This window comes from Nocardioides xinjiangensis, assembly GCF_017916455.1.
GTDB lineage: Bacteria > Actinomycetota > Actinomycetes > Propionibacteriales > Nocardioidaceae > Nocardioides > Nocardioides xinjiangensis.
Genome location: NZ_JAFMSY010000001.1, coordinates 908,881 through 933,203, shown reverse-complemented (window position 1 = coordinate 933,203; position 24,323 = coordinate 908,881). Strand labels below are relative to the sequence as shown.

General features: G+C 72.2%; 19 protein-coding genes and 1 pseudogene. 10 read left to right on the top strand and 10 right to left on the bottom strand.

Going from position 1 to position 24,323, the window contains the following annotated elements; all coding sequences use genetic code 11:
- Positions 1-47: 47 nt before the first annotated feature.
- From J3P38_RS18505 to msrA, 3 genes and pseudogenes are all read right to left on the bottom strand, one after another.
- Positions 48-392: pseudogene (locus J3P38_RS18505) on the bottom strand (DUF6281 family protein); the annotation flags it as partial.
- 306 nt (positions 393-698) lie between these two features.
- Positions 699-1,739: a lysyl oxidase family protein gene (locus tag J3P38_RS04450; protein ID WP_210502790.1), complete on the bottom strand. Its 1,041-nt coding sequence runs from the start codon at positions 1,737-1,739 to the stop codon at positions 699-701.
- A 199-nt stretch (positions 1,740-1,938) separates the two neighbouring features.
- Positions 1,939-2,589, bottom strand: a complete 651-nt coding sequence (gene msrA / locus J3P38_RS04445) for a peptide-methionine (S)-S-oxide reductase MsrA (protein ID WP_210502789.1) — start codon at positions 2,587-2,589, stop codon at positions 1,939-1,941.
- Positions 2,590-2,726: 137 nt separating this feature from the next.
- On the opposite strand from msrA, the gene J3P38_RS04440 reads away from it, so the two are divergent.
- The 5 genes from J3P38_RS04440 to ilvA all read left to right on the top strand — a co-directional run bounded on the left by J3P38_RS04440 (position 2,727) and on the right by ilvA (position 8,838).
- On the top strand, positions 2,727-3,404 hold the full coding sequence (locus tag J3P38_RS04440; protein ID WP_210502788.1) for a hypothetical protein: 678 nt from the start codon (positions 2,727-2,729) through the stop codon (positions 3,402-3,404).
- 93 nt (positions 3,405-3,497) lie between these two features.
- Positions 3,498-4,658, top strand: coding sequence for a cystathionine gamma-synthase (locus tag J3P38_RS04435; protein WP_210502787.1), 1,161 nt, complete (start codon positions 3,498-3,500; stop codon positions 4,656-4,658).
- Positions 4,659-4,749: 91 nt separating this feature from the next.
- Complete coding sequence (locus J3P38_RS04430; RefSeq protein WP_210502786.1) at positions 4,750-6,144, top strand: glutamate mutase L; 1,395 nt, start codon at positions 4,750-4,752, stop codon at positions 6,142-6,144.
- A 10-nt stretch (positions 6,145-6,154) separates the two neighbouring features.
- Complete coding sequence (locus J3P38_RS04425; RefSeq protein WP_307807706.1) at positions 6,155-7,636, top strand: AI-2E family transporter; 1,482 nt, start codon at positions 6,155-6,157, stop codon at positions 7,634-7,636.
- Positions 7,633-8,838: a threonine ammonia-lyase gene (ilvA, locus tag J3P38_RS04420; RefSeq protein WP_210502785.1), complete on the top strand. Its 1,206-nt coding sequence runs from the start codon at positions 7,633-7,635 to the stop codon at positions 8,836-8,838. The genes J3P38_RS04425 and ilvA overlap by 4 nt, the downstream gene beginning before the upstream one ends.
- Before the next feature lie 28 nt (positions 8,839-8,866).
- Here the strand turns inward: ilvA and greA are convergent, their stop codons facing one another.
- Both greA and J3P38_RS04410 read right to left on the bottom strand, forming a co-directional pair.
- Positions 8,867-9,358, bottom strand: a complete 492-nt coding sequence (gene greA / locus J3P38_RS04415) for a transcription elongation factor GreA (RefSeq protein WP_210502784.1) — start codon at positions 9,356-9,358, stop codon at positions 8,867-8,869.
- A gap of 178 nt (positions 9,359-9,536) precedes the next feature.
- A complete protein-coding gene (locus tag J3P38_RS04410) occupies positions 9,537-9,929 on the bottom strand; it encodes a DUF4307 domain-containing protein (protein ID WP_210502783.1) in 393 nt (130 codons plus the stop codon).
- Between the two features lie 38 nt (positions 9,930-9,967).
- Here J3P38_RS04410 and mca point away from each other — a divergent pair, with 38 nt between their 5' ends.
- Positions 9,968-10,867, top strand: a complete 900-nt coding sequence (gene mca, locus J3P38_RS04405) for a mycothiol conjugate amidase Mca (RefSeq protein WP_210502782.1) — start codon at positions 9,968-9,970, stop codon at positions 10,865-10,867.
- A gap of 23 nt (positions 10,868-10,890) precedes the next feature.
- Positions 10,891-11,133, top strand: coding sequence for a hypothetical protein (locus J3P38_RS04400; RefSeq protein ID WP_210502781.1), 243 nt, complete (start codon positions 10,891-10,893; stop codon positions 11,131-11,133).
- Here the strand turns inward: J3P38_RS04400 and J3P38_RS04395 are convergent.
- Positions 11,064-13,292, bottom strand: a complete 2,229-nt coding sequence (locus J3P38_RS04395) for an MMPL family transporter (RefSeq protein ID WP_210502780.1) — start codon at positions 13,290-13,292, stop codon at positions 11,064-11,066. The two genes, J3P38_RS04400 and J3P38_RS04395, sit on opposite strands and share 70 nt — an antisense overlap.
- A gap of 222 nt (positions 13,293-13,514) precedes the next feature.
- Here J3P38_RS04395 and J3P38_RS04390 point away from each other — a divergent pair, with 222 nt between their 5' ends.
- On the top strand, positions 13,515-18,167 hold the full coding sequence (locus J3P38_RS04390) for a family 16 glycoside hydrolase (RefSeq protein WP_210502779.1): 4,653 nt from the start codon (positions 13,515-13,517) through the stop codon (positions 18,165-18,167).
- Between the two features lie 33 nt (positions 18,168-18,200).
- On the opposite strand, the gene J3P38_RS04385 is transcribed toward J3P38_RS04390, so the two are convergent.
- Complete coding sequence (locus tag J3P38_RS04385; protein WP_210502778.1) at positions 18,201-18,824, bottom strand: class I SAM-dependent methyltransferase; 624 nt, start codon at positions 18,822-18,824, stop codon at positions 18,201-18,203.
- Between the two features lie 133 nt (positions 18,825-18,957).
- On the opposite strand from J3P38_RS04385, the gene J3P38_RS04380 reads away from it, so the two are divergent.
- Together J3P38_RS04380 and J3P38_RS04375 are read left to right on the top strand one after the other, a co-directional pair.
- Positions 18,958-20,538, top strand: coding sequence for an HNH endonuclease signature motif containing protein (locus J3P38_RS04380; protein ID WP_210502777.1), 1,581 nt, complete (start codon positions 18,958-18,960; stop codon positions 20,536-20,538).
- A 377-nt stretch (positions 20,539-20,915) separates the two neighbouring features.
- A complete protein-coding gene (locus J3P38_RS04375) occupies positions 20,916-21,149 on the top strand; it encodes a hypothetical protein (RefSeq protein ID WP_210502776.1) in 234 nt (77 codons plus the stop codon).
- A 19-nt stretch (positions 21,150-21,168) separates the two neighbouring features.
- Here the strand turns inward: J3P38_RS04375 and nagA are convergent, their stop codons facing one another.
- From nagA to J3P38_RS04360, 3 genes are read right to left on the bottom strand one after another with little or no spacing between them, the layout of a single operon-like run.
- Positions 21,169-22,299, bottom strand: coding sequence for an N-acetylglucosamine-6-phosphate deacetylase (gene nagA / locus J3P38_RS04370; RefSeq protein ID WP_210502775.1), 1,131 nt, complete (start codon positions 22,297-22,299; stop codon positions 21,169-21,171).
- A gap of 1 nt (position 22,300) precedes the next feature.
- Positions 22,301-23,545 carry a PTS transporter subunit EIIC gene (locus J3P38_RS04365; protein WP_210502774.1) on the bottom strand — a complete coding sequence of 415 codons (1,245 nt, stop codon included), beginning with the start codon at positions 23,543-23,545 and terminating at the stop codon, positions 22,301-22,303.
- The gene (locus tag J3P38_RS04360; protein WP_210502773.1) at positions 23,542-24,312 is read right to left on the bottom strand and encodes a GntR family transcriptional regulator; all 771 of its coding nucleotides are present in this window, start codon (positions 24,310-24,312) and stop codon (positions 23,542-23,544) included. Before J3P38_RS04360 ends, J3P38_RS04365 begins: the two co-directional genes overlap by 4 nt.
- Positions 24,313-24,323: the final 11 nt, after the last annotated feature.

Here is a 24,323-nt window from a genome sequence, read left to right as displayed (position 1 = left end):
AACTGACCGTAGCCGCCGGCCAGTCCGAGCACCTCCGAGGCGACCGCTCATGCCGCGATGAGCGCACGAACCTGCCGAGATCCGTGCGTCAGAACTGGTCGCCGGAGAGGTCTGTGTAGATGCGCCCTCGGTCGTCGGGTGCCACCAGTGTCGGCCACGAAGACTCCGAAGCCGTTCTTGCCGTACCTGACACCTAGTACCTCGTCTGGCGAGAAGCCCTTGAACGTCCATGTGTGTACCTGGTGCGGGGTGTCTGCGAACACCGAGCCCTGGGCATCGGCTCCGACGTCATGACACTCTGCCTCGTCCGCTTCTACGTGGCGAGCGGCCTCCCGGCTCGTCATTCCGTATGACGTGTACACGACGCCTACCACGCGGATCTGCGCAGCACAGTCCGCCGACGACTAGGTACCGCTCGCCGAGCAACCCCGTCGCAGCGGCGATGACGACACAGAACACGAGGAACCTCACCCGGTCAGTCTGCCGCCCCATCACGACAGTTCGGCGACGTGGACACGCGACTGGCTCCACCGGCGAATGTCCGGATCTGCCGCTTTCCGCGCAGTCGCAAAGGTGACCCATTCCGCCGCAATTGACGCTGCGAGACGGCTGCCGCTGCCAGCCCTGAAGACGAGCGAGCGCTCTCCGCCCATCGGAGCACGACGATCCCGCGCTGACCGGCCAGGGTGCAGCCGCAGTCAGCGAACCGTGAGGCGGAACGTCCGGCGGGCTGACACGTCGGGGCCCACCAGCACCACCCGCACGTCGAAACGCCCCCGTCGCTGGGGCTTCCCGCGGATCTCGATCCGTCCCGGCCGCGCCGTCCAGGTCAGCCCGCGAGGCAGCCCGCGCAGCCGCACGGACTCCATGGCTCCCGAGTACCGCACGACCTCGCGGTAGCGCTCCCGCCACGCGGCGCGGGACAGCCTTCGCGTGCCGAAGACGGGTGGTGACTGGACCTCTACAGAGGGCTCGGTCGAGCTCGTCGTGGTGCTGGTGGGGCCAGCAACGGTTGGGTCGGGTGTCGGGACGGGTGTCGGGTCGGGTGTCGGGTCGGGTGTCGGGTCGGGTGTCGGGTCGGCTGTCGGTTCGGCTGTGATGCTGTTGCCGCTCTTCGTCACGACCCGGTTGCTGACGTTGTCGCCTTCATCGGACTCGACGATCCTGTTGTGCGGATCGACCTCGATCCTGAGGTTGTACGAGCCGTCCGGTAGTCCTGTGATGTCGATGCTCTGACCGGGGAGATAGTTGCCGTACATGTCGCCCCAACCCACAGACATCCCCTGGACGTCACTTTCACACGTGGTGTACCGGGGAGAGGACGGGGAGTCGGCCAGTCGGGCATCGATGTGATGGGTGTCCATGATGCAGAACGTGGTCTTCGCGCTCGTCCGCTGCGAAGCGCCCGGCGCGTTCACTGGCTGAAGCGTGTACACCGCGAAGTCATCGAAGTGGATGTGCTGATGCGCCTCGTGGTAGACGAAGGAGCCCGCCAGCACGTCCCGGGTGCCAGTGTCGGAGTAGATGCGTTGGTACACCTTCTGTCGACCGGACTGTCTGTCCCCGGCGCCACTCCAGACTTCGAGTCGGCCACTCCCGTTGTTCCAGCTGAGGGCCGAGAAGCGCATCTCCAGGGTGCCACCGCTCTGGACCGCGATGATGTCCCTGGCCGGCAGCGGCGTGAGGTTCGGGAGCTTCTCTGTCGCGGCTTGCGAAGGACCGGCCAGGTTCACCGCCATGGCGCACAGGGCAAGACCGACACCGACTGCTGCTGCCGCGGCGATGCCGGTCCGTGGTGCTTCCCTGTCGCGACTCAAACGAGCTCCATCAGCGCGTTACCCGAAGACGGACCTCCACGTTAGGCACGGGAACGGGCCGCGCCCCCCGGGACCGTCCACGTCACTCAAAGTGGGGATGTGGGGCCGCCGCGCCTGCGCGTCAGGCCGTCTCGGGGAACCTCACGCCCGTGTTCGCGTGGCACCGGTAGCCGAACGGGTTCTTGTAGAGGTACTGCTGGTGCGCGTCCTCGGCGTAGTAGTACGGCGTCTCGCTGGCGGGGCGGATCTCGGTCGTGATCTCGCCCAGGCCGCGGCGCGCGAGCTCGTCGCCGTACACCTTGGTCAGCTCGCGGGCGGTCTGCTCCTGCTCGGGCGTGGTCCAGTAGATCGCCGAGCGGTACTGGGTGCCGACGTCGTTGCCCTGCCGCATGCCCTGGGTCGGGTCGTGGATCTCGAAGAACTTCTTGAGCAGGTCGGCGTAGGACACCACGGAGGGGTCGAAGACGACACGGACGGCCTCGGTGTGGCCGGTGCGCCCGCTGCACACCTCCTCGTAGGTGGGGTGGGGCGTGCTGCCGCCGGCGTAGCCGACCGACGTCGACCACACGCCGGGCACCTGCCAGTAGATCTCCTCGGCGCCCCAGAAGCAGCCGAGGCCGAGCAGGGCGACCTCGTGGCCGGCGGGGACGTCGTCGCTGACCACGGGCGTGCCGAGGACGAGGTGCTGCCCGAGGGCCCACGGCTGCTCCGCGCGGCCGGGCAGGGCCTCCTCGGGGCTGGGCAGGGTCGTGGGCTTGCCGAAACCGAACATGTCCCCATTGTCGCGCGCCGGGCAAGCGACGTACGTAGGACTACGCGGTCTGGACCGTCGTAGTCACACCGATGTGCGTAGGGCCGCGCCCGGAGGACGGTGGCGTGACACACCACCCACCTTCGGAAAGGAACGTCATGTCTCCACGTCGATCGGTACGACGGCTCGTCGTCGCTGTCCTCCTCGGGGTCCTGGTCGGGGGAGGCCTTCTGGCCGTCACGCCCGCCGGTGCCGAGGTCAGCCAGGCTGCGGCCACGAGCTGGAAGAAGATCTGGAAGAAGGACCTCAAGCCGCTCGCGGCCAAGACCTTCCACACCAAGAAGCAGAGCGACGCGCGCTACCAGCCCAAGGGCAGCTACGAGACCGCCGGCTCCGGCTACACGAAGTCCGAGACCTACACCAAGGCCGAGGTCGACGCGAGGCTCGCGCCGTTCGCCAACTCGGTCGCGGCCTTCGCCGGGGGCGACCAGGCCGTCACGCTGGACCCCGCGGACAAGGTGGTGCGCTCCGTGAGCCTCGTGCCGACCGCCAACGGCACCGTCGTCGCCTCGTCCAGCGCGTACGCCTGGGCGTCCGGGGCCGGGGACGGGGGAGCCCGCTGCTCGCTCACCACGGGCAACGCCGTCGACTTCGAGTTCCTCCAGTACGCCAACATCCCGGCCGCCCAGGTGAGCGAGAGCGAGGTCATCTCCGGCACCCGCGGCTTCCCGGTCACGAAGGGCAACCTCGTCACCGTGAACCTCGTGTGCGACGAGTTCGCCGGCAACATGACGGTCTCGGACAGCGCGCTCACCGCCGTCTTCGCCCCGTCCTGACGCAGACCGAGCACGCGGCAGCGGCCGCCACCTCGCCGAGGTGGCGGCCGTTCCGCTGTGCCCCGCCGGCTGCGCGGGGTCTACGCTCGGCGTGTGACCCAGGAACGCGCCAACAAGTCCGGTTTCGAGACGCGTGCGATCCACGCCGGCTACGAGCCCGACCCGACGACGGGGGCGGTCATCCCGCCCATCTACGCCAGCAGCACCTACAAGCAGGACGGCGTCGGCGGCCTGCGCGGCGGCTACGAGTACAGCCGCTCCGCGAACCCCACCCGTACGGCGCTCGAGGGCGCGCTCGCGTCCGTCGAGGACGGCGAGCGCGGGTTCGCATTCGCCTCCGGTCTGGCGGCCGAGGACACCGTGATCCGGGCGCTGACCCGTCCCGGCGAGCACGTCGTCATCCCCGACGACGCCTACGGCGGCACGCACCGGCTCTTCGACAAGGTCGCGAAGGTCTGGGGCACCGACCACAGCGCGGCCTCCGTCGCCGACACCCAGGCGGTGGCCGCGGCGATCCAGCCCGGGCGCACCAAGCTGGTGTGGGTCGAGACGCCGACCAACCCCATGCTCACCATCGGCGACATCGAGGCGCTCGCCACGGTCGCGCACGACGCCGGAGCGCTGCTCGTCGTCGACAACACCTTCGCCTCGCCCTACCTCCAGCAGCCGCTCACCCTCGGCGCGGACGTCGTCGTGCACTCGACCACCAAGTACGTCGGCGGGCACAGCGACGTCGTCGGGGGAGCGGTCGTGGTGCGCGACCTCGACCTGGCCGAGAAGATCGCCTTCCACCAGAACGCGATGGGAGCGGTGGCCGGCCCGTTCGACGCGTTCCTGGTCAACCGGGGCCTCAAGACCCTCCACGTGCGCATGGACCGCCACTGCGACAACGCGGAGCAGGTGGTCGCCTTCCTCGACGCCGACCCGCGGGTCACGGAGGTCATCTACCCCGGCCTCGCCTCCCACCCCGGCCACGAGGTCGCCGCGCGGCAGATGAAGCGCTTCGGCGGGATGGTCTCCTTCCGGGTCGCGGGCGGCGTCGAGCAGGCGCTTGCGGTCTGTGAGCGGGCCGAGGTGTTCACCCTCGCCGAGTCGCTGGGCGGCATCGAGTCCCTGATCGAGCACCCCGGCCGGATGACGCACGCCAGCGTCGCGGGCACCGACCTCGAGGTCCCCGACGACCTGGTCCGGCTCAGCGTCGGCATCGAGAGCGTCGGCGACCTCGTCGCCGACCTCGACCGGGCCCTGGGATGACCTCGCCCGACCCCCTCGACCCGCGCCCGTCCCTCGCCGACGAGCGGACCCTCGCCTCCGAGCGGACCGCCGTCGGGCTCTCGGCGCTGCTGTGAGCACCGTGCTCTGCGTCGACTTCGGCTCGACGTACACCAAGGCGGCGCTGGTCGACCTCGACAGCGGCGACCTGGTCGCGACGGCCAGCTCGCCGACCACCCTCCCCGACGCGACCGGGCAGGGCGACGTGCTCGACGGGTACGACGCCTGCGTGAGCGCGCTGGCCCAGCAGGACCCCCGCGCGCTCGAGGCCGAGGTGGTCGCCTGCTCCAGCGCGGGCGGCGGGCTGCGCGTCGCGGTCGTCGGCAACGAGGAGCTGGTCACCGCCGAGGCCGGCCGCCGGGTCGCGCTGTCCAGCGGCGGCAAGGTGGTGCTCGTGCTCTCGGGCGGCCTCGACGACGACAAGCTCGCCCGGCTCCGTGCGGCCGCGCCCGACGTGGTGCTGCTCGTCGGAGGCACCGACGGCGGCAACGCCGAGGTCCTCGAGGGCGACGCCGCCTTCCTCTCCCGCGTCCCCTGGCCGGGCCCGGTCGTGGTCGCCGGCAACGTCGACTCCCAGCCCCTGGTGGCCGAGCTGCTCGCGGCCTCGGGCACGCCCCACGTGCTCGCCGACAACGTCGTCCCGAGGATCGGCGTCCTCGCGCCCGACGGCGCCCGGCGGGCGATCCGGGAGATCTTCCTCAGCCACGTCATCGGCGGCAAGCACCTGAGCAGCCGCACCGACGCCCGCGGCCGCTCCTTCACCGACATGGTGCAGGGCGCGACCCCGGACGTGGTGCTCACCGGCGTGGAGCTGCTCGCCCGCGGTCTCGACGACGAGCACCCGGGCGCCGGCGACGTGGTCGTCGTCGACGTCGGCGGCGCGACCACCGACGTGCACAGCGTCGTCGAGCTCGACCCCGAGGACAGCGGACTGGCCCGCGAGGTCGTCGCCACGACCCCTGTGACCCGCACCGTCGAGGGCGACCTCGGCATGCGGTGGTCGGCGGTGTCGACCGTCGAGGCCGCGGGGCGCGACGACCTGGCGGACGCAGCGGCACGCCGCCGCCGGCACCCCGACTACCTGCCCGACAGCGACGCCGAGCGCGACGTCGACCTCCACATCGCCGCAGCCGCCGTGCGGATCGCCCTCGAGCGCCACGCCGGGCGGAGCAAGGTCGTGGTCAGCCCCGAGGGCCGCGTCGTCGAGCGGAGCGGCAAGGACCTCCGGGAGGTCGACCTGCTCGTCGGCTCCGGCGGCGTGCTGCGCCACGGCGGGTGCGACGCCGTACGCCGCGTGCTCGAGCCGGCGACCGGGGATGCCTTCGAGGGCGGGTGGCAGCTGCCGCGGGCCCCGCAGGTCGTCGTCGACCGCGACTACGTGCTCGCCGCCGCCGGGCTGCTGGCCGAGCAGCACCCCGTCGCGGCGCACCGGCTGGTGAGCCGCCTCGTCGGCGCGGTCGGTGGGTAACGTGAGCGACGTGAGCGAGGAGCGGGCGCACGGACCGGCTGAGCCCGCGACACCCGGGCGGGTCGACCGGGACTCCGAGCAGGCCAGGGATGCCCGGGACGCCGGGGAGATGGGGGAGACCGAGGAGTCGCGGCGCCGGCGTCTCTTCCTGGCCCTCGGCCGCAGCGACGACGAGGACCGGCTGACCGAGCGGATCCTCCAGCAGTGGGCCCAGCTGCGCGCCGAGCAGCGGCGCCCGGAGCCGGCCTTCACCACGGGGCCCTCGAACTTCAGCCGCGCCCAGGTGCCCTGGGGCCTCGACCTCGCCGCGGCCTGGTCGTGGCGGCTCATCGTCATCGTCGTCGCGTCGCTGGGCCTGCTTTGGACGCTGCGCTACTTCGCGGTGATCACGCTCCCGCTGGCGGTCTCGCTCCTCATCGCGGCGCTCGCGACGCCGGTGGTCACCGCGCTGCGGCGCGCCGGTCTGCCCCGTGGCCCCGCGACCGGGATCGTGATGGTGCTGGGCATCGGCACGGTCGCGCTGCTGCTCACCTACGTCGGCCAGCAGGTGGCGCAGGGCGCGAGCGACCTCGCCGGCTCGGTGGTGACCGGTCTCGAGCAGGTCCGTTCCTGGCTGCGCACCGGCCCGCTCAGCGTCTCCGACTCACAGCTCGACCGGTACCTCGAGGAGGTGCAGGGCGCGATCACCGACAGCACCGGCTCCGACGGCATGGTCACCCGCGTCACGGAGGTCGGCACCGCGCTGGGCCACGTGGTGGCGGGACTGTTCATCGTGCTGTTCTCGACCTACTTCTTCCTCTCCGACGGCGACCGGATCTGGTCCTGGATGGTCCGGATCGCGCCGCGCGCCGCGCGTGAGCGCCTGGACGCGTCCGGCAAGGTCGCGTGGGTGTCGCTGACGCAGTTCGTCCGGGCGACGGTCCTGGTCGCGCTGGCCGACGCGATCGGCATCATGCTCGTCGCCTGGTTCCTCGGAGTGCCGTTCGTGATGGCCATCGGCGTGCTGGTCTTCCTCGGCGCCTTCGTGCCGATGATCGGCGCGACGGTGGCCGGCTCGGTCGCGACCCTCGTGGCGCTGGTCGACCAGGGCCCGTGGACGGCGCTGCTGATGTTCGGCGGCGTGATCCTGGTGCAGCAGATCGAGGGTCACGTCCTGCAGCCGTTCCTCATGGGGCGCTTCGTCTCGCTCCACCCGCTCGGCGTGATCGTGGCGATCGGCTGCGGCGTGCTCGTCGCGGGCGTCGCGGGGGCGCTCATCGCCGTGCCCCTCGCCGCGGCCGGCAACGCGGTCGCCCAGCACCTGGCGTCGTACACCACCATCGGTGAGGACGAGCCCGACGAGGCGCTCGACGCCGACCTCGCGACCGACGGCGTGCCCCCCGACGTCGTCCCCAGGGACGACAGCCCGCTCGCCGGTCCCGACGCGCCCGAGGACGAGCGCGACACCCCCCGTCGGCACTCCGGCCCCGACCACGAGAAGGACCCGTCATGACCGAGGAAGTGAGCCTGGCCGACGTCCTGGCGGCGCGCGAAGCGTTGGAGGGCGTCACCGTCACCACGCCGATGGAGGAGTCGCGCTGGCTCTCCGCGCTCGTCGGCGGTCCGGTGTCGCTCAAGTGCGAGAACCTCCAGCGCACCGGCTCGTTCAAGTCGCGCGGCGCCTACGTCCGCATCGCCCGGCTCTCCGCCGACCAGCGCGCGAACGGCGTCGTCGCCGCCTCCGCCGGCAACCACGCGCAGGGGGTGGCGCTCGCGGCCAGCACCCTCGGCATCCGCTCGACGGTGTTCATGCCCGAGGGCGCCCCCATCCCGAAGGAGAAGGCCACCCGGGGCTACGGCGCGGACGTGGTGTTCCACGGCCGCTACCTCGAGGACTCGCTGGCCGCGGCGCAGGAGTACGCCGAGCGGACCGGTGCGGTGCTGATCCACCCCTTCGACCACGTCGACATCGTCGCCGGGCAGGGCACGCTCGGGCTCGAGGTCCTCGAGCAGGCACCCGACGTACGCACGGTGCTGGTGCCGACCGGCGGCGGCGGGCTCCTGGCCGGGGTGGCGATCGCGGTCAAGGCGCTGCGCCCCGACGTCCGCGTGGTCGGCGTGCAGGCCGAGGGCGCCGCGGCCTACCCCGGGTCGCTCGCCGCGGGCCAGCCGGTGCCGCTGGAGTCGATGAGCACGATGGCCGACGGCATCGCCGTGGGCCGGCCCGGCGACATCACCTTCGCCGCGGTGCGCGACCACGTCGACGAGATCATCACGGTGTCCGAGGAGTCGCTCTCACGCGCGCTGCTGGCGCTGATCGAGCGGGCCAAGCAGGTCGTGGAGCCCGCGGGCGCGGCGGCCGTAGCGGCGCTGCTCGACAACCCGACCGGCTTCGACACCCCGGCCGTCGCGGTGCTCTCGGGCGGCAACATCGACCCGCTCCTGCTCAGCAAGGTCATCCGGCACGGCCTCGCCGCCGCGGGCCGCTACCTCTACCTGCGCGTCTGCATCCCCGACCTCCCCGGCGGGCTCGCCTCGCTGCTGTCGGAGGTGGGCGCGGAGGGCGCGAACGTGCTCGAGGTCGCCCACGAGCGGATCTCGCCGTCCCTGACCCTCAACGAGGTCGAGGTGCGCATCCAGCTCGAGACCCGCGGCGAGCCGCACGCCGAGCACCTGATGGCGCGGCTGCGCGAGCGGGGCTACCGGGTCCAGTGACTCGCACCCCGCTGCGCACGACCGGGGATCAGGCGCGGTAGGGCTCCGCGTCGACGATCGTCACGCTGAGCTGCTTGCCGTTGGGGGCGGTGTAGGTGACGGCGTCGCCCCTGCTCTTGCCGTTGATCGCGGCGCCCATCGCCGACTGCGGCGAGTACACGTCGAGGGTGTCGCCGTCGGAGAGGTTCTCGCGGGCGCCGAGCAGGAACTTCTCGGTGTCGCCACCGCCGAAGTCGACCGTTACGACCATGCCGGGCTCGACGACGCCGTCGTTCGGCGGGGTCTCGCCGACCTCGGCCTTGCGCAGCATGTCCTCGAGCTGGCGGATCCGGGCCTCCTGCTTGCCCTGCTCGTCCTTGGCGGCGTGGTAGCCGCCGTTCTCCTTGAGGTCGCCCTCGTCGCGAGCGGCGGAGATGCGCTCGATGATCTCCTGGCGCTTGGGGCCCTTGAGGTCCTCGAGCTCGGCCTTCAGCTTGTCGTAGGCCTCCTGGGTCAGCCAGACGGTGCCCTGGTCGGTCATGTCACTGCTCCTGCTTCGCGTCGTACTGGATCAGGGTGTGCCTCAACGCACCCGGATCGGGTCGGTGGTTCGTCGTCCGTCCGATCGGGGTGGTCGCGGCTCGGGACGTGAGCCAGCGCACCCGGACGGGCAGAACGTCCACAGTAGCAAGCCTGACGCAAAAGCGCAGGACGGCGGATCAGCGAGGGCGGGGCTGGCCCTCGGCCGTGCAGCCGAGCTTCTCGACCGTGGTGGCGCGCCGCTCGGTGCGGATGACCACCTCGTTGGTGCCGTCGACGGGGGTGAACGCCAGCTCGCCGACGGTGGTGTGGTCCTCGGCGTAGGCGCGGACCCGGCAGCTGGCCTCGACGTCGTCGGCGCCGAGCTCCACGTCGACCCGGGCGCGCATCTCGTGGTCGCTGGCGACCTCGTAGGTGACCACCTCGGAGGTGACCACGGGGGTGCTGTGGAACCACGCGGTCCACGCCAGCCAGGTGAGTCCGGCCACCGCCAGGACGACGGCGACGCCGACCGTGACCGGGCGGCGCCACCGAGGGGGTGCCCCGTAGCGGTCGGCGAGGTCGGTGGTCACGCACTGAAGCGTAAGCGGCGCCTCCTAGACTCGGGCCCATGCCCCAGCCCTCCGCAGACCGGCCCCGCGCCGGGCTCCGCCTGATGCACGTCCACGCCCACCCCGACGACGAGTCGAGCAAGGGTGCCGCGTCGACGGCGAAGTACGTCGCGGAAGGCGTCGACGTCCACGTCGTGACCTGCACCGGCGGCGAGCGCGGCTCGGTGCTCAACGCGAAGATGGACCGCCCCGAGGTCTGGGAGAACATCAGCGAGATCCGTCGCGAGGAGATGCACCGCGCCCGCGACATCCTCGGCATCCGCCAGGACTGGCTCGGGTTCGTCGACTCCGGCTGGCCCGAGGGCGACCCGCCGCCGCCGCTGCCGGAGGGCTGCTTCGCGCTCGTCCCGCTCGAGGAGGCCGCCGAGCGCCTGGTGCGGCTGATCCGCGAGTTCCGCCCGCACGTCGTGACGACGTACGACGAGCGCGGGGGCTACCCGCACCCCGACCACATCCGCTGCCACGAGGTCACCGTCGCGGCGTACGCCGCTGCCGGCGATCCCGAGCGCTTCCCCGACGCGGGCGAGCCGTGGCAGCCGATGAAGCTCTACTACCACCACGGCTGGAGCTGGGCGAAGACCAACGCCCTGCACGAGGCGATGCTCGCGCACGACCTGGAGTCGCCCTACACCGAGCGGCTGGCCACCTGGCAGCGCGAGCCCGAGTGGGACGAGCGCATCACCACGAAGGTGCCGTGCAGCGAGTACTTCGGGGTGCGCGACCAGGCGCTGCTGGCGCACGCGACGCAGATCGACCCCGACGGCATGTGGTTCGCCATCCCGCGGGAGATCCAGCAGAACGTCTGGCCGACCGAGGACTACGAGCTCGTCGAGTCCACGGTGGAGACCACGCTGCCCGAGGACGACCTCTTCGCGGGCATCCCGACCCCCGCTCCGTAGGGAGCGAGTGGGAGGATGGAGCCATGCTCGACCTGCTGATCGTCCTGCTCGAAGACCCCACGCCCCGGGACACCGAGGTGAAGGCGGGACCGCTGGGCTTCGCGCTGTGGATCTTCATGATCATCGCGGTGGTCGTGCTCGGGTTCAGCCTCGTCAAGCAGCTGCGCAAGGCCCAGGCGGCCAAGGACGCGGGCCTCTACGGCGACGAGCCGGCTGCGCCCGGCGACGGCACGGACGAAGGGTCCGGTCCCGAGGCCCGGTCCTGACCCGGGACCCACCAGTTCCACCGGCCCAGCAGGGTCATCGTCGCGGGCAGCAGCAGGCCGCGGACCACCGTGACGTCGATGAGCACGGCCACGGTCATGCCCACGCCGATCTCCTTGACCGCGACCAGCTCGCCGAGGGCGAAGCCGAGGAACACGATCCCGATGGCCACCGCCGCCAGGGTCACCACGGGACCCGAGGCGGTGATGCCGGTCAGCACGGCTCGGTCGTTGAGCGCCCGCAGGTCGACGGGGCGCGGACGGCGCCGCCTGGCGCGCGCGGTGTCGGCGTCCCGCCTCGCCTCGTCCCACGCCTCGCGGATCCGGGCGACGAGGAACACGTGGTAGTCCATCGAGAGCCCGAACGCGAACATGAACAGCAGCAGCGGGGTGGTGACGTCGAGGGCCCCCCACGGGTCGAAGCCGAGCAGCGAGGAGCCCCAGCCCCACTGGAACACCGCGACCACGACGCCGAGGGTCGCGCAGAGGGAGAGCAGGTTCATCGCCACCGCCTTGACCGGTACGACGACCGAGCGGGTGAGGCGGCCCAGGAGCAGCGCGGTCGCGAGGACGACGACGAGGACGGCCACCAGCGCCCGGTCGGCGAGGGCGTCGCGGGTGTCGACGAGCTCCGCGGTCGGACCGCCCACCAGCACCCCCGGCCCGAGGTCGGCGGCCCGCAGCCGGCGTACGAGGTCCTGCGCTTGCGGGCCGTCGTAGTCGCCGGCCGCGTCCGGCTCGGGCTCCACGAAGATCTGGCTCAGCTCACCGGGGAGGGGGTCGAGGAGCATCACGTCGGCCACTCCCCGCACGGCCATGGCGCGCGCCATCGCGTCCGCCGTCTCCTGGGAGCTGAAGTCCGCCTCGACCAGCACCGTGACCGGGGTCGCGACCTGCTCGGGGAAGCCGCGCTCGATCGCTTCCTGCACGAGCCGCGGCTCGCTGTCACCGGGCAGCGAGCGGGCGTCGGAGTTGCGCAGGTCGAGGGACAGCAGCGGCGTCGCGAGCAGCAGCAGCAGGGCGGTGCAGCCCAGCAGGACGGGCCACGGTCGCCGCTGCGCCACCCGGGCGAGGCGGGGGAGGAGGGCGTGTGCGCTCGGTGTGCCGCCGAGCACCCGGCCGGCTGAGGGCTCGGGGATGCGGGCGTGCGCCACGCCGGCGAGCGCCGGGGCGAGGGTGAGCCCGGACAGCGTCGCCGCTCCCACGGCGACCAGGCCGCCGAGGGCCATCGGGGACAGCACCGGGTCGCCCAGCAGCAACAGGCCCGCGAGGGCGGTCCCGACGGTCAGGCCGGACACCAGCACGGTCCTGCCCGAGGTGGCCAGGGTGCGGGCGAGCACCTCGCCGATGTCCGTGCGCCCCGTGCGCCCGGTGCGCCCGGTCGCCGCGGCCCGCTCCTCGCGGAATCGGCCGAGGACCAGCAGGGCGTAGTCGACGGCCAGGCCGAGCCCGAGCAGCGTGACGACGTTGACGGCGTACTCGCTCACCTCGGTGAGCCGGGCGAGGCCCGCCAGGGCGAGGAGCGCCACGCATACCGAGCCGAGCGCCGTGAGCACCGGCACGACACCCGCCAGGAGGCCGCCCAGCGCGAGCGCGAGCACGCCGACCAGCACGACGATCGCGACGCCCTCGCCGCGGGCCGCGTCCTGGATCGCCTGCTCGGCGAACGCCTCCTCGGCGAACAGCGGTCCGCCGACGAGCACCTCGGGCATGGCGACCTCGCGGAGCGTCGCGTCGACCCGCTCCGCGGCGGCGAGGGCGCGGTCGCGGTCGACGGTCGGGTCGATCTCCACCGTCACCACCGTGCCGAAGCGGTCGGGGGCGACGAGGTCCTGGGCGCCGGTGGTCCACGGGTCGCGGACGTCCACGACGTCGGGCAGCTCGCGCACCTCGTGCATGACCCGGGTGGCCTGGTCGATCATGTCGACGCCGTAGATGTCGGCGCCGGAGAGGACGGCGACCACGAGCTCGCCCTCGGGGTCGACCGACTCCAGCCGCTGCTCCAGCCGCGCCGACTCCGCCCCGGCTCGCAGCGGGTCCGGGGACTCCGCGACGTCGAAGACCGATCCGCCGAGGACGCCGCCCAGGACGGCCAGCACCGCCCACGCTCCGAGCACCCATCGGCGCGCGCCGTACAGCCGACGTCCCAGGTCCTCGAGCACGGCGGCACTGTAGCCCGGCGGCACCCTTATGACGATCGGCGGACAAAAGTTGTTCACAAACCGGCAGATTCGACCTAGGGTGAGGGACGTCACATCCTTCCCGGTGCTCCGTCACCGGGGTCGCGAGAGGTCATACCCCAGGTGTCGAAGTCCCCCTCCCTCTCCCGCCCACGACCGGCCCGAGGCCGTCGTCGCGCGGGTGCCGCCATCCTGGCCACCGCGGTGGCCGCCAGCCTCGCCGCGGTGATGCCGAGCGCCGCCGCCGCCGTGCCGCCGGGCGATGAGCCCGGCCTCACGATGCGGGCCTTCCAGCTCGGCCAGCCGATCTCCGAGCTGTGCACGCTCAAGTCCGGGCAGACCCCCAACGTCGACCTGCTCAAGCCGACGATCGACTGGGACGCGCCTGCCGACTTCGGCGGGCTGCAGGACAACTTCGTCGTGGAGGCGCTGGCCAACCTCAGCGTCGAGACGACGGGCGCCTACCAGTTCCGGCTCACCAGCGACGACGGCTCGCGCCTCACCATCGACAGCACCGAGGTCATCGACCACGACGGCCTGCACGGCGACACCGCCAAGACCGGCACCACGACGCTGACCGCCGGCACCGTGCACAAGCTGCGCATCGACTACTTCGAGGCCGGCGGCGGCGAGCGACTGCTGCTCGAGTGGATGCCGCCCGGGGCGAGCTCCTTCTCGCTGGTCCCCACCTCCGTGCTCAGCACCGAGGCCAACGTCACCCGCGTGACCGCGCCCGGCTTCAAGCAGTGCGAGGGCCAGAACGACTCGGAGGGTGACGGCCTCCAGCTCGGCTCGGTCAACCCGGCCTACGACCTGGTCAACCTGCGTCCCAACGGCTTCGAGCCCCAGGTCACCGGCCTGGAGTGGGACGGCAACGACCTCCTCGTCCTCACCTGGGGCGGCAACGGCAACGACCAGGGCAACGTCGAGCTCGGCGAGCTCTACCGCCTCAGCGGCGTCCAGGGAGCGGACTCCCCGGCTGACGTGACGCACACCAGGATCGCCTCCGGCCTCAAGGAGCCGCAGGGCATCTCGGTCGTGGACGGCGAGATCTACGTCTCCGAGAAGACCGGCCTGATCAAGCTGACCCAGAAGAACGCCCAGGGCGTCTACGAGGGCAGCGTGGAGATCGCGAAGTACCCCTTCGACGGCAACTTCCACGAGTTCGGCTTCGGGATGCTCTACAAGGACGGCAAGTTCCACGTGAACCTGTCGGTCTCGATCAACCTCGGCGGCGCGACCACCGTGCCGCAGGGCTCGCACGACCGCGGCACGCACATCACCATCGACAAGGCCACCGGCGCGATCGACTACGTCGCGGGCGGTCTCCGCACCCCGCACGGCATGGGCTGGGGTCCCGCGGGCGAGATCTTCGTGACCGACAACCAGGGCGGCTGGCTCCCGGCCTCCAAGCTGATCGAGATCAAGCGCGGCGAGTTCTACAACCACTTCACCACCGAGCCCGACGGCACGCCCGGTCGCTTCGACGACCAGCCCGTGACCAAGCCGGTGCTGTGGATGCCGCAGAACGAGATCGCCAACTCCCCGAGCACCCCCGTCGTCGTCGACGCGGGCCCGTACGCCGGCCAGATGTTCATCGGCGACGTGACCTACGGCGGCCTCCAGCGCGCCGACCTCGAGAAGGTCGACGGCCGCTACCAGGGCGCCCTCTTCCGGATGACCCAGGGCCTCGAGGCCGGCGTCAGCCGCGTGCTCAAGGCTCCGAACGGCTCGCTGGTCATCGGCGGCCTCGGCGCCGGTGGAAACTGGGGCCAGACCGGCAAGCTGCGCTACGGCCTGCAGAAGCTCGACCTGAGCGGCGACACCCCCTTCGACATGAAGTCGATGGACGTCGTCGAGGGCGGCTTCGAGATCGAGTACACCCAGCCGCTCGCCCCCGCGACGCTGCAGGACCTCGCGTCGAAGTACCAGCTCAAGCAGTGGCGCTACCGGGCCACCGCGCAGTACGGCGGCCCCAAGCTCGACGAGGAGTCGCTCGCCGTCACCAGCGCGACCGCCAGCGAGGACGGCCGCACGGTCACCCTCAAGGTCGACGGGATGAAGCCCGACCGGGTGGTCCACCTGCGCTCGCCGCGCCCGTTCCAGTCCGCCACCGGCGAGACGCTCTGGAGCACCGAGGCCTGGTACACCCTGAACAGCTACCCCGGCTACGTCGAGGCCGAGCCGGAGCCCGCTCCGGACGGCATCTACGAGCTCGAGGACGGCGAGCTGTCCGGCACCGCCGGCATCGACACCGAGCACGCCGGCTACACGGGCTCGGGCTTCGTCGACGGCATCCAGACCGTCGGGTCCGGCAGCGCGGTCACCGTCGTGGCGCCGCGGGCCGGCTCGTACGACCTGCAGATCCGCTACGCCAACGGGCCGAACCCGCAGCCCAACCAGACCAAGAAGATGAGCCTCTACATCGGCGACGAGCGCCGGCAGATCTCGCTGCCGCCGTTCGCGGACTGGAAGACGTGGGGCACGTTCACCACCCGGGTCACGCTGCCGGCAGGCGCGACGCGCGTCGAGATCGCCTACGAGACCGGCGACGACGGCCACGTCAACCTCGACCACGTCAAGCTCGTCGACCCGACCGGCGGTCGCGTCGAGGCCGAGGCCGGCACCATCACGGGTGACCGCAACCGGGTCCAGACCGAGCACGCCGGCTACAGCGGCACCGGGTACGTCGGTGGCTTCGAGGTCGACGGCGCGTCCGTGACCTTCGACGTCACCGCGACGACGGCCGGGTACCACAACGTGAAGCTCGGCTACGCCAACGGGCCGAACCCGCAGCCCAACCAGACCAAGGTGATGTCGGTCTACGTCAACGACGTCTTCGTCAAGAAGCTGTCGCTGCCGCCGTTCGCCACGTGGAAGGAGTGGGGCTCGGTCACCGACCAGCTCGAGCTGCGCGCCGGCGCCAACGTCGTCAAGATCCAGCGCGACGCCGGCGACAACGGCAACGTCAACATCGACTACCTCGACCTCGGTGCCCGTGAGGCGTGCGCTCCCGGTCAGGTTCCCGGCGCCGACGACGAGTTCGATGGCACCACGCTCGACACCTGCCGCTGGAGCACGATCCTGAACAAGACGTCGACCGGCGTCGCGGTGGCCGGTGGCCAGCTGCGGATCAACGCCCAGGCCGGCGACCTGTCCGGCGGTGCGGTGGACGCGAAAAACATGGTCCTGCAGAACGCGCCCGCCGAGGGCCCGTGGGCGGCGACCACGCAGCTCACGATGACGGGCACGGACGACTACCTGCAGGGTGGCTTGGTCGCGTGGACCAGCGCCACGAACTACGCCAAGTTCGTCGCGATGGAGAAGCCGGACGGCGACTGGGTGCTCGAGCTGGGTCGCCGGATCAACGGCGACATGGTCTACACCAACGCCGACCTGCCCGACGGCGCCGCTCCGGACGACCTGCAGCTGCAGATGGTCTCGACCGGCACCGCCATCCAGGGCCGCTGGTCGGTCGACCAGGGCACGACGTGGCAGTCGATGGGCGCGGGCTACCCCTCCACGGGGCTGGTCGCACCCAAGATCGGTGTCGCTGCCTACAACGGCACCGGCAGCCAGGTCGGCGCGTTCGACTGGTTCCGGGTCAGCGACGAGGTCGTCGTCGAGCCCGACGCCTGCGAGGCCACCACGGCCGACCCGGGCTACCGGACGCTGTTCGACGGCACCGCGAACAGCCTCGAGGACTGGAACATGGCCGGCCCCGGCGTGTTCACCCGAGAGGCGGACTGCACGCTGAAGACCAACGGCGGCCTCGGCCTGCTGTGGCACTCCGAGCCGCTCGAGGGCGACTACTCGCTGCAGCTGGACTGGAAGCTCGTCAAGGACGACAACGGTGGCGTGTTCGTCGGGTTCCCGAACCCGGGCACCGACCCGTGGGTGGCCGTCAACCAGGGCTACGAGATCCAAATCGACGCCACGGACGACCCGGACAGCACGACCGGCGCGATCTACAACTTCCAGTCGGCCGACCTGACCGCGCGCGACGCCGCGCTCAAGCCGGTGGGCCAGTGGAACCACTACGAGATCAAGGTGGAGGGCAAGCGGATCCGGATCTACCTCAACGACGTCCTGGTGAACGACTTCACCAGCACCGACGAGAACCGGTTGAAGTGGCCGTCCTACATCGGTCTGCAGAACCACGGTGGCGGCGAGACCGTCTTCTACCGCGACGTCCAGGTCAAGGAGCTCGCCGACCCGGAGAACGTGCCGGCGACGGTGACCGTCACGGCGCCCGAGCAGCTCCAGACGGGCAAGAAGGCGCAGGTCGAGGTCGCCGTGACGTCTGCGGCACAGGAGACGCCGACCGGTGAGGTGGTGCTGTCCGTCGACGGCACCGACCTGCCCGCCGCGACGCTGAAGGACGGCAAGGCGACCTTCGAGGTCGGCCCGTTCGCTGCCGGACGGACCGTCGAGCTGGTCGCGAAGTACGCCGGAGACGTGGCGCACGACCCGGGCCAGGGCACCGCCCAGGTCAAGGTCGTGACCCCCGCGCCGGTCCCGACCCCGCCGACCAACCCGCCGGCCGACGCGCCGTCGGTGAAGGTCAAGGGCGAGAAGGCCGACGCGACGCCCAGCCGTCGCAAGGCCAAGCTCACGGTCCGCTGCGGAGCGGTCGGGTGCGAGGGCAAGGCGGTCCTCCGCACGCGTGGGAAGGACGGCAAGCGCCTCGGCGCCGGGACGTTCGACCTCGACTCGCTCGAGAAGGACAAGGTCACCCTCAAGCTCACCAAGCGGGCTCGTGCCCTGCTGGGCAAGAAGGCGACCGTCAAGGCCGTGCTCGTCGTCCGGTTCGAGGACGGCGGCACCCAGCGGGTGAGTGTGCGGCTGACCCGCTGAACCTCCGGGTGGTCGGGCGCTGACCTGCTGCGGTCAGCGCCTGACCACCCGGACCACGCAGTCCCAGGCCGTACGACGCACCTCTCCGCCGTGGCCGTCGTCCGCGGTGACCTGACGGGCGACGCGCTCGGCGCGCACCACCTCGACGTCGAGGCCGGCCAGGTCGGCCACGACGTCCTCGGCCGTCATCAGCACGGCCGGGTCCCGGGGGCCACCGGTGCCCTCCGTGAGGTTCGTCGCGTCGTGCGCCACGAGCAGCAGCGTCCCGCCGATGCGCAGGCTCTCGACCGCGCCCCGGACAGCCCGGCGCCGCTCGTCCGCCGGCAGCTGCAGGTACGCGACCACCACCAGGTCCACGGGCGCGGACGGGCGCCAGGTCGTCGCGTCGGCACAGACCCACGTGACGTCCGGCGCCGCCGGCCCGAGGTCGGCCGCGAGCCGGGCGCCCTTGTCGAGGGCGACCTGGCTGAAGTCGACGGCTGTGGCGGACCAGCCGCGGCTCGCCAGCCAGATCGCGTTGCGACCCTCTCCGGCCCCCAGGTCGACCGCCGTGCCGGGTGCGAGGTCCGCGAGCTCGGCGGCCACGAGCTGGTTGGGCTCGCGCGACCACACCAGGTCGCTCGCGGCGTACCGCTCGTCCCATGCGCGTGCGTCCATGCGCCCAGCCTAGGGCGGTGTCCGAGGTCCGGCGTTCGCTTGCTCCGGCGACTCGGCGGCGTGTTCGAAAAGAGTTCTCCGCAGATGTGTTCGGGCAGGTCAGGACGTCGGTGGGGTCTGGGAGACTGGACGCATGTCCACCACTGCCGCGGCTGCTGTTGATCGGCCCTCGAGCCGTGCGGTGCTGGATCGTGCGGTGGCGGCGGTGGAGGCGCGGCGGCGGGCCGACGTGGAGGTGGTGGAGGCGGCGTTGGCGTGGGCGCACGCCCACGTGGTGCCGGCCGGCACCGATGACGACCTGGTGGCGGGGTGGCGCTCGGACACCGTGGCCGGTGTGGCGGCGGTGGGGAGCGCTGCGGCGTTGTTCGGGGAGCGGGCGCTGCCGGTCGCAGGTGCGGGGACGCCGCGGGTGGCGGAGTTCGCGGTGATCGAGCTGGCGGCGGTGCTGGGGGTGTCGCACGAGGCGGCGTTGGCGCTGGTGGGTGACGTGCTCGACCTGGCCCACCGGCTGCCGCGGCTGTGGGCGCTGACGCGTGGGCTGGGGGTGCCGGTGCGGCTGGCGCGGGAGGCGGCGCGGGTCTCCCGCGACCTGGACGTGGTGGCGGCGGGGTATGCGGACCGGCTGCTGGTGTGGCAGCCGCGGCGGTTGAACCCGCACCGCATCGCGGTGCTGGTCCACGAGGCGCGGTTGTACGCCGACCCGGACCGGGCGGTCGCCGACCACGACCACGCGTTGGCGGCGCGGCGCGTCGAGGTGCACCACGACGACGGCGCCCCTGGCACGAGCGCGGTGTTCATGACGCTCGACACCGCCGACGCGGTCGCGTTCGACCACACCGTGACCACGATGGCCGCCACGATGCGCTGCCTGGGCCACCCCGGCGAGCTCGGGGTGCGCCGCGCGCACGCGGTCGGGGTCCTCGCCGACCCGCAGAAGGCGCTGGACCTCCTGAGCGTGGCCGCGGTCGCGGTACGCGACATCGGACCGGCAACCGGGGCCGCGGAGACAGGTGCCCCGGTCACGCAGACAGATGGTCCGCCGCTCTCCATGGACGATCCCAGGGTCTGCGTCGCCGAGGACGTCGCCTACGAACCCGCCACCCCGTTCCGACGCCCCACCACCAGCACCGGCAGCGGCGACGGAGACAGTGAAGACAGTGAAGGTGGTGAGGGTGGTGAGGTGCGGCTGGTCGTGCACGTCACCGACCGCGACCTCCTCGACCACCCGGGCAGGGGCATGGGCATGGCGATGGGGAGCCGTGGTGTGGCGCGCTGTGACCGGCTCGGCCCGATGCTCCTGGGCCGGCTGCGGTCGTGGCTGCTCACCGCCGCGAACGTGACCGTGACCCCGGTGCTGGACCTCGACCCGCACACCACCACCGTCCCCGCGGTGGACCGCCACGACCCGCCCCCACGCATGGCCGAAGCGGTCCGGCTGCGCGACGACACCTGCGTCTACCCCCACTGCGGCCGCCCGTCGCAGAGCTGCGACCTCGACCACATCACCGTCTACGTCCCCCTCGACGACGGCGGACCACCGGGCCAGACCCGCCCCGACAACCTCGCGCCGCTGTGCCGGCGCCACCACCGCGCCAAGACCTTCGCCGACTTCACCTACCACCGCCAACCCGACGGCTCCTACCACTGGACCCTGCCGTCCGGACGCACCGTCACCACCGACCCACCCCACCGACGACCCCAACCGCCCCCCTGAGCCCGACACCCACCCGGTGATCGGGCCACCGGCACGCCCGGTCGAGCGCAGCCCGGTCGCGGTTCGGGCGCCGTCGGCGTCCGAGGCCCTCAGCTTCGAGGTACAAGCCCGCGGGGGAGTCGCTTCGGCGCCGTGGCCATGGCTGTGGGACGACAGCCGGACGACACATCGGACGCCACACCGTCTCGACGGGCGCGCGCTGTCGCCGCCCGCGGGCGGGGAGCGGCCCGGTGAGCGATCAGCCGCTCAGGGACACCACGACGGCGGTAGCCAGAGTGCACGCCGGCACCCGCGCGGCGCGACGACCGGCGCCCGGGCGCATGCAGGCCGCTCCCGCGGGTAACCGGTCGGGCATCCGACGACCCGAGAGGACCGACATGACCCAGGACGGCTCCGAGCAGCTCGGCAGGCTCGACGACGACCAGGAGGCGGCCGAGCCGTCGTCCACCTCCGAGGGGGCGGCCGCGCGCGGCGAGTACGACCCGGCCGAGGGATCGCCGGCCGGAGGCCACCCGACCGGCGAGGACTTCCCCGACGAGGCGGTGCGCTACGACGACCCCGAGGAACGGCGCCGGTCCGAGACGGCCGACGGCGAGGACCTGGAGGACTGAGGCGGGGTCGCCCGGCGGGCTAGTGCCGCACCCACGCTCCGGCCCGCATCACGCGGACGACCTCGAGCGCGTCGTCGAGCACCACGAGGTCAGCCCGCCGACCGGCCTCCAGGGCGCCGACGTCGGCCAGGCCCCAGGCGGCGGCCGGGGCCGTGCTCGCCGCGTGCACGACGTCCAGCAGCGGCAGGCCGGCGGTGCGGACGGCGAAGCGCACGGCCGCGTCCATGGTGAGCGTCGAGCCCGCGATCGCGCCCGTGCCGCCCTCGGACGCGAGCCGGGCCACGCCCTCGCGCACCTCGATCGCCATGGGCCCGAGGCGGTAGTCGCCGTCCGGGGCGCCGGCGGCGGCCATGGCGTCGGTGACGAGGATGCAGCGCCCCGGCTTGGCCGCGAAGACCGTGCGCAGCACGGCGGGGTGCAGGTGGACGCCGTCGGCGATCAGCTCGACGTCGACCGGGGCGTCGAGCAGCGCCCCCACCGGGCCGGGGTCGCGGTGGTGCAGCGGGCGCATGGCGTTGAAGAGGTGGGTGCCGAGGCGGGCGCCGGCGTCGAGGGCCGCGCGGGTCTCGGCGTACGTCGCGTCGGTGTGCCCGACGGCGACGACCACGCCGGCCGCCTCGAGGCGGCGTACGGCGTCGACCCCGCCGGGCAGCTCGGGCGCGAGGGTCACCATCCGCACGGTGCCGTCGCCGGCCGCGAGCAGCGACTCGATCGCCCCGGGCTCGGGATCGGCCAGGGAGCCGGGCTGGTGGGCGCCCGAGCGCTGCGGGCTCAGCCACGGCCCCTCGAGGTGGATGCCCGCGAGCCGGCCGTCGTCGACGAGGGGGGCGAGCTCGCGCAGGGCGGCCGCCATCCGGGCGGGCGTGTCGGTCACCAGGCTGGCCGCCATCGACGTGGTGCCGTGGCGCAGGTGGGTGTCGGCCACCACCTCGGCCGCGTCGGCCTTCCCCGAGTCGAACGACGCGCCCCCGCCGCCGTGGACGTGGAGGTCGATGAAGCCGGGGGAGACGGTGACGTCACCGAGGTCGACGTCGGGGGTGCGCGGCGGAGCCCCCTCGCCCACCTCGACGATCCGCTCGCCGCGGAGGTCCAGCCACCCCGGCGCGAGGATCCGCGCCGGGGTGACCACCTGTGCTGCCGAGACGATCACGTCAGGCGTTGTCCTGCTGGAGGACCGACCCGTCGGTGGCGGCGTCCTCGTCCTCGCGACCCGGCGTCTTGAGGTTCCACTTGCGGATCACGAACCGGAAGAGGAAGTAGTAGACGACCGCGTAGCCGAGACCGATCGGGATGATCCACAGCGGCTTGGTCGCGATGCCGAAGTTGAGGACGTAGTCGAACAGGCCCGCGGAGAAGCCGAATCCGTCCTTGATGCCGAGGGCGTTGACCAGCGCCAGCGAGGTGCCGGTCAGCAGGGCGTGGATGACGTACAGCGGGAACGCCACGAACATGAACGCGAACTCCAGCGGCTCCGTGACGCCGGTGAGGAACGCGGTGAGCGCCGCCGACAGCATGATGCCGCCGACGAGCTTCTTGTTCTGCGGCTTGGCCTCGTGCCAGATCGCGATGGCGGCGGCCGGGAGCGCGAACATCATGATCGGGAAGAAGCCGGTCATGAAGGCACCGGCGGTCGGGTCGCCGGCGAGGAAGCGCGCGATGTCGCCGTGGTAGGTCTCGCCGCCCGAGGTGTACTCCCCGAAGATGAACCACGGCGGGTTGTTGAGGATGTGGTGCAGGCCGAGGGGGATCAGCAGGCGGTTGATGGTGCCGTAGACGAAGCCGCCGAGGACGGCGTTGTCGGTCACCCACTCGCCGAGCGAGGTGATGCCGGCGTCGAACGCCGGGTAGACGAAGCTCATCAGCACCGAGATCACGAGCATCGCGAAGGCGGTGAGGATCGGCACGAACCGGCGGCCGCCGAAGAACGCGAGGTAGGGCGGCAGCGAGATGCGGTGGTAGCGCTGCCACAGCCAGGCGCTGACGAGGCCGGACACGATGCCGCCGAGCACGCCGTAGTTGATCAGCTCGTCGCCCTCGAGGATGACCGGGGACATCGCGTCGCCGACGCCCCGGAACACCAGGTAGCCGACCACGGCGGCGAGGGCGGTCGAGCCGTCGGACTTCCGGGCCATGCCGATGGCGATGCCGACCGCGAAGAGCAGCGGCAGGTTGGCGAACAGCGCGTTGCCCGCCGCCCCGATGACGGCAGCCACGTCGACCCAGCCGAGGCCGTCCTCGCCGAGGAGGTCCGCCTGCCCCAGGCGCAGCAGCAGCGCTGCCACGGGAAGGGCGGCGATCGGGAGCATGAGGCTGCGCCCGAACTTCTGCACCGGCGCGAGGTTGAGCCTGCGCTTCTGTGTTTCGGTGCCGCCCGCGGCGGCGTCCTGGGTGGTCATGAGGATCGTTTCCTTCCGATCGTGCTGGTTCTTCCTGTGGCGCCCTGCTGGGCGCCGAGGTTCATGTGGACCTGGTAGCGGTCGCCGCGGTAGCGCGAGACGACGTACTCGACCGGCCGCCCGGCCGCGCTCGAGACGCGGCGGAAGACGAGGAGCGGGGTGTGCACCGGCGCCTCGAGCCGTCGCGCCGTCGCGCCCTCGGCGGCCTCGCCCCAGAGGGTCTGCTCGGCGGCGTCGATGGCGAGGCCGTAGCGGTTCGCGAACAGCGTGTAGAGCGACCCCGTCAGGTCCTCGGTGTCGAGGTCGGGGAGCAGTGCGCGCGGATACCACCCCTGCTCGATCGCCATCGGCTGCCCGTCGGCGAGCCGGACCCGGTCGATGCGCCACGCGGTGCCGCGCGCGCCGAGGTGGAGGGCGCGCACGACCTCGGCCGGCGGCCGCTCCTCGTCGACCAGCATCAGCCGGGTCGACGGGGTCAGCCCGCGCCGGCGCATGTCCTCGGAGAACGACGCCAGGTGCAGGCGGCTCTCCACCCGCGGCCGGGCGACGAAGGTGCCCTTCCCCTGGATGCGGTGCAGGAGGCCTCCGGCGACGAGGCTGTCGATGGCCTTGCGGACGGTCGCCCGGGAGACGTCGTACGTCGTCATCAGCTCGCGCTCGGACGGGATGGCCGTGTCGGGTCCGAGCTCGTGGGTCGCGAGCTCGGCCAGCGCGTCGCTCAGCTGCGCGTGCTTGGGCCGAGGGCCGTCGTCGATCCGGCGGGCCATGTCGTCCTCTC

Excerpts from the sequence above, each read along its gene's own strand:
- ilvA (WP_210502785.1), top strand. The coding sequence starts at position 7,633 with ATGACCGAGGAAGTGAGCCTGGCCGACGTCCTGGCGGCGCGCGAAGCG.
- mca (WP_210502782.1), top strand. The coding sequence starts at position 9,968 with ATGCCCCAGCCCTCCGCAGACCGGCCCCGCGCCGGGCTCCGCCTGATG.
- J3P38_RS04400 (WP_210502781.1), top strand. The coding sequence starts at position 10,891 with ATGCTCGACCTGCTGATCGTCCTGCTCGAAGACCCCACGCCCCGGGAC.
- greA (WP_210502784.1), bottom strand. The coding sequence starts at position 9,358 with ATGACCGACCAGGGCACCGTCTGGCTGACCCAGGAGGCCTACGACAAG.
- J3P38_RS04360 (WP_210502773.1), bottom strand. The coding sequence starts at position 24,312 with ATGGCCCGCCGGATCGACGACGGCCCTCGGCCCAAGCACGCGCAGCTG.
- J3P38_RS04440 (WP_210502788.1), top strand. The coding sequence starts at position 2,727 with ATGTCTCCACGTCGATCGGTACGACGGCTCGTCGTCGCTGTCCTCCTC.
- J3P38_RS04385 (WP_210502778.1), bottom strand. The coding sequence starts at position 18,824 with ATGGACGCACGCGCATGGGACGAGCGGTACGCCGCGAGCGACCTGGTG.
- J3P38_RS04450 (WP_210502790.1), bottom strand. The coding sequence starts at position 1,739 with ATGGCGGTGAACCTGGCCGGTCCTTCGCAAGCCGCGACAGAGAAGCTC.
- msrA (WP_210502789.1), bottom strand. The coding sequence starts at position 2,589 with ATGTTCGGTTTCGGCAAGCCCACGACCCTGCCCAGCCCCGAGGAGGCC.
- J3P38_RS04365 (WP_210502774.1), bottom strand. The coding sequence starts at position 23,545 with ATGACCACCCAGGACGCCGCCGCGGGCGGCACCGAAACACAGAAGCGC.
- J3P38_RS04380 (WP_210502777.1), top strand. The coding sequence starts at position 18,958 with ATGTCCACCACTGCCGCGGCTGCTGTTGATCGGCCCTCGAGCCGTGCG.
- J3P38_RS04375 (WP_210502776.1), top strand. The coding sequence starts at position 20,916 with ATGACCCAGGACGGCTCCGAGCAGCTCGGCAGGCTCGACGACGACCAG.